This window comes from Exiguobacterium sp. UBA5002 (assembly GCF_002396765.1).
Classification (GTDB): Bacteria; Bacillota; Bacilli; order Exiguobacteriales; family Exiguobacteriaceae; genus Exiguobacterium_A.
The window spans coordinates 1-4,464 of record NZ_DGYQ01000017.1 but is presented as its reverse complement, the minus strand read 5'-3'; the positions used below and the strand labels follow the sequence as shown (position 1 = coordinate 4,464).

The 4,464-nt window shown below is 47.5% G+C and carries 3 protein-coding genes; 1 reads left to right on the top strand and 2 read right to left on the bottom strand.

Annotated elements, in window-relative coordinates; genetic code table 11:
- A partial coding sequence (locus B4C70_RS03480; protein WP_290776953.1) for a dynamin family protein occupies positions 1–2,395 on the top strand: 2,395 nt, incomplete at its 5' end.
- 55 nt (positions 2,396–2,450) lie between these two features.
- Here B4C70_RS03480 and B4C70_RS03475 read toward each other — a convergent pair.
- Together B4C70_RS03475 and corA are read right to left on the bottom strand one after the other, a co-directional pair.
- Positions 2,451–3,356 carry a LysR family transcriptional regulator gene (locus B4C70_RS03475; protein ID WP_290776952.1) on the bottom strand — a complete coding sequence of 302 codons (906 nt, stop codon included), beginning with the start codon at positions 3,354–3,356 and terminating at the stop codon, positions 2,451–2,453.
- 12 nt (positions 3,357–3,368) lie between these two features.
- Positions 3,369–4,319 (bottom strand): magnesium/cobalt transporter CorA, encoded by a 951-nt coding sequence (gene corA, locus B4C70_RS03470; RefSeq protein ID WP_290776951.1) that lies wholly within the window; start codon positions 4,317–4,319, stop codon positions 3,369–3,371.
- Between the last annotated feature and the right edge of the window lie 145 nt (positions 4,320–4,464).

The following is a 4,464-nucleotide window of genomic DNA, read 5'->3' as shown; positions in this document are numbered from 1 at the left end:
AGCTTCTGAAATTTCGCTTCATTTACGTAACTTGATGAAACAATCGTTACGTGACCTTGGTCTCCTACAGGATACGCATATCGTCGCAATCGATCAGCTCTCACTTGACCCACCGCTTTCCGTACTCGAAAGTGCCTTGCCAACCGGTATTACGATTACAGGTGAATCAGTGCTCCAGTTCACGAATCGTGTCGCCGAACAGACACAAGCGTGGTTCGTCAAGGAAACGAACGCATGGCGTGAGCTTATTCGTCAAGAGTTGACGACAACTTTCCCGAAAGAGCAATCTGAGCTATTGCAGCAACAGACGTCACTACAGCATAAATGGAATAGCGTTCAAGCATGGCAACAAGCTACCGTAGCACTCGAACGATATGAGCATGGCGTTGCTAGTCCATCCGACCAACAACTCGAACAGGCTCGGACGCAAGTTTCAATCTGGGAGGAGCAATTGATTCAGCAAGAAGCGGCAATCGTCTCCTTTACCGGGTATGAATCGGTGACAGAAACTACTGCGTTTGAAATTGCGACGACGATCAGTGAGCAACAAGCCGTCCGTTATGCACCGGAAGACGTCGCTCGAATCCGTCAGCATCTGAATGGTCTTCAAGGTTTTGAAGATGCCGTCGCTTATTTGAATGACAAATTGGACCGACTGACACACCAATCGTTCACGATTGCCTTATTCGGTGCCTTCAGTGCCGGAAAATCATCGTTTTGCAATGCCTTACTCGGAGATAAGGTCCTCCCTGTCTCTCCGAATCCGACGACGGCATCAATCAACCGGATTCACCCTGTTGACGTAGCACACCCGCACGGCGTGGCAGAAGTCACGTTCAAGTCGGAAGCAGCGATGCTTGAGGACTTAAATGAAGCAATGGTCGAAACGATGACGTTCGAGTCAACGAAACAGGCATACGATACGCTCTTACCACGTACCGCGTTACTGACGGACCCGTTTTTGCGTGCTTTCTTAAAAGGATTCCCTGCCGTGCAATCCTTCATCGGTACCGTTCAGACGGTCGATCAAGATGCATTTAAACAGTATGTCGCGCAGGAAGAACGAAGCTGTTTCGTAGATGTCATCGATTTCTATTACGATAGCCCGTTAACACGTCTTGGCGTGACGCTCGTCGATACACCGGGAGCAGATTCAATCAATGCCCGTCATACTGATGTCGCTTTTGATTACATCAAGAACGCGGATGCGATCTTATTCGTCACGTACTTCAATCATGCCTTCGCCCGCGCTGACCGTGAATTCTTGATTCAACTCGGTCGTGTCAAAGACGCATTCGAACTCGATAAGATGTTCTTCCTCGTCAACGCGATTGATCTTGCTGCGTCAGATAGCGAACGTCAAGATGTCTTGAACTATGTCGCGTCGGAATTGCAACGCTTCGGGATTCGATCGCCTCGACTGTATGGAGTCTCGAGCTTACAAGGTCTCACGGAAAAGCAACAAGAGCGATCGGATTCAACTTCCGGTTTACCTGAATTCGAGGAGGCATTCCATCACTTCCTAGCGGAGGATCTGACCGGTCTCGCCAAAGTATCGTTGTCTGAGCAGACGGAAAAGACCGTACAGCGACTCGAACGATTTATCGCTGCGACTGAAGCGAATCTGTTGCGAAAAGAAGAACGGTTGGCTGAGCTGTCTGCTTTAGAACAGCAGGTCACGGATCGTTTCGAAGACAATCGCACCGCTTTGATCGAACCTGCACTCAAAGCAGAGATCCATGAGCTGTTGCACCATGTCGTACAACGCATTTATTACCGTTTCCCCGACTTTTTCAAGGAATCCTATAATCCTGTTCGTTTTGCTCAAACTGGCAAAGGAGCGGCATTACAGGATGCATTAACGGAACTGTTGACGTTCCTTCGGTTCGATTTTGAACAAGAGCTCCGGGTCACGCATTTCCGTGTCGATCAATGGCTCGAATCGGCCTTGATCCGGCGTCAACAAGAGGAGCAACAGTTGCTAGAGCAATGGAACGAATCCTTCCAACTCGCACCTGTCACGGTCTCTCGATTAAACGAAATGACGTTCGATGGTCCATTCGAAGATGCAACGCCTTATGTCGGCGTCAAACGCCACTTCCGGAATGCGAAAGCTTTCTTTGAGAAAAATGAGAAGGAGCAGTTGAAGGAGGAGCTTGCGACATTAACTAAGCAAGAAGCACTCGCGTATACTGCCACTCAAGAAGAACGCTTGCTTGCAGTCGCGTCGGCACATCTGGACACTTCTTTGACAGCCGTTTCAGAGCACCTATTACGCCAAACACTCGAGCAACTTGAGAGTGAACGCGCGACGTTACAGGCACAAGAGACGCTGACTCCTTATAAACAAGCAGCAAAGCAGATTCGCAGTCTGACGCAACACGTCACTTCATAAAATACAATCGTTCAACACAAAAGACCGGAGCGCGATGCGTTCCGGTCTTTTTTCCTCATCGCGCAGGCGTTGGCCAATACGACTGAAAATAGTGAACGATGTATTGGTGGACGTGCCGGACAACAGGACGTAATTCCGTCCCGACGAGTCGGTTCAACGAGACATCCCATAACATCGGTGGGTCGAACGGGATGATTTTAATGTCATCCGCATGATGAAACCGTAGTATCGGCTCCGGTAGGATTGAGATGACGTCAAGTTCTTGGACCATCCCAATCAACAAGTCCCATGCTCCTGACATGAAGAAGATATTCGGCTCTTGCTGCACTTTACGAAACTCCGATAGTATTTGATGATGTAACATGAATCGATCGTTCAAGATGACAAGTGGTTCATTTCCGATATCACGATACGATAACGCTTCTTTGGCTTGAAACGGGTGATTCGGACGCACGGCGACGACCTCATCTTCGATCAATCGAAAACGTTCGATACCATAGGATTCGCCCGGTTCAATCAATATGGCCAAGTCGAGTTCTTCAAGTAACAGTCGACGCTTGAGTTCAAACGCCCCCTCTTCGATGATTTCGAGTTCGATGCCTGGATGTTCCGCCATGAACTTCGGAATCAATTGCGAAAATAAAACTGGTAATATGACGGGTGGGATGCCGAGACGGACCTTTCCTCGGACGACGTTCGAACGTTCACGCAGATGACCCATCAATGCTTGATGACGTGTCAGAACGATCTTCGCATCCTCATACAATTGACGTCCCGTTTCCGATAATCCTGTCAACCGTCCGTGCTTTCGAATGAACAGTTCTACTTGCTCCAGCTGTTCGAAGTCGCGGATCATCTGACTAAGCGCCGGTTGCGAGATTGACAAGTGCTTCGAAGCACGCGTTAAATTATAGCCTTGCTCGACGATCGTCGTAAAAAAGAGCAATTGTCGAATATCCACTTACATCCCCCCTTATTCATCAAACCAGCGATTTTTTTTGAAGAACAGAATCATTCCTAAAGCGAGGAGTCCCATTGCCCCTAACGTTACGAAATAACCATACCGGGTCGTCAGTTCTGGCATGTGTTTGAAGTTCATGCCATATATACCTGCGATGAACGTCAACGGCATGAAAATCGTCGTGAAGATCGTCAATGTCTTCATGATACTATTCATCCGGTACGAGTTGAGAGAGATGAAATTATCCCGAAACTCAGACGTCATCAATCGATTGTATTCGATCATTTCCGATAACTTCAGTAAGTGATCGTATAGATCGCGAAAGAATGCCTGTTTCTTCGGATGAATCGATAACCGCTTCGATTCGACGACACGGTACAATAAGTCCCGCATCGGCATGACCGTCCGCGAGATTCGAAGTAACCGCGCGCGTAGTTCGAAAATCTCCTCCATCAACCGACGATCGTTTCCACGCGTCCGGTAGCGTTCCTCAAGCGCAAACAATTCATCTTCCGTCGCATGAACGATCGGAAAATAACCATCGACGATCTTGTCCATGATTTTATGGACGAGGTCGACCGTTTCTTGTTTGTCGAGGCGTCGGCTACACTGTTCAAACACGATATCAATTTCTGGCGAAGATTGCTCATGGTAGCTGACGAGATGCCGGTCGCTTGCGAACAAATTGATTTCACGACTCGTCAACGTTCCTTCATCGAGCGCATGAAGGACAAAAAAGCTATGTTCTGTATAATATTCAAGCTTTGGGCGTTGCAAGTAATGAAAACAATCTTCAATCGCCAGTGGATGAAAATCAAAAACCTCAATCAATTTTTGCTTCTCTGCGTCTGTCGGTTGATCGAAATCAACGAAATAACGTTTGATGCCCGACTCCTGTATCCGACTTACATCATCGGTCAAAATGATTGTGTCATTCGCATCGATCAGTATACAACGAATCAACTTTTTCTCCCCCTTTTCCTATGTAAGCGTACTATATTTTTTCGTATGCAACAAAAAAAGGATTTCCTCGAAGAGAAATCCTTTCAGATTGTAGACAAATGAACTGACTCAAAAAATGACACACCTTTTCACGCCCTTTCCTCAG